Origin of the sequence: Acetomicrobium sp. S15 = DSM 107314 (assembly GCF_016125955.1) — a bacterium.
Lineage (GTDB): Bacteria > Synergistota > Synergistia > Synergistales > Thermosynergistaceae > Thermosynergistes > Thermosynergistes pyruvativorans.
In genome coordinates, this window is the sequence record NZ_JADEVE010000218.1 from 1 (window position 1) to 338 (window position 338).

Here is a 338-nt window from a genome sequence, read left to right on the forward strand (position 1 = left end):
CCGGCCAACAAAACGCATCGCTCCATTGAGATTACACACCTTTCTACTTTTCCAATAGAGGCTCTATGCCTGGAAGGAGCTTGCCCTCCATGAATTCCAAGGTAGCCCCTCCTCCGGTCGACTTACGTGATACAACAGGCCGACTTCGTGGGATGTCACCAATTCCCCTTCGTAGAGAAATACGACGTCCTGAATACAGCTGCCCAAGGGGCGACTTTCTTGCTGAACAGCCTGCAATACCAGAAAACTTCGACGAGAGGAGGGTGCAGGGATGCCGGAGGGAATAGCGATAAACGAGACAAAGAACGACTTCCCGACCAATACCGGGAATGGTGGGA

Annotated in this window: 1 protein-coding gene; it reads right to left on the reverse strand. The window is 52.4% G+C overall.

The annotated features are described in order from the left end of the window. Positions 1-63 precede the first annotated feature (63 nt). On the reverse strand, positions 64-338 hold a 275-nt coding region (locus EZM41_RS06220; protein WP_198470265.1), incomplete at its 5' end, for a hypothetical protein.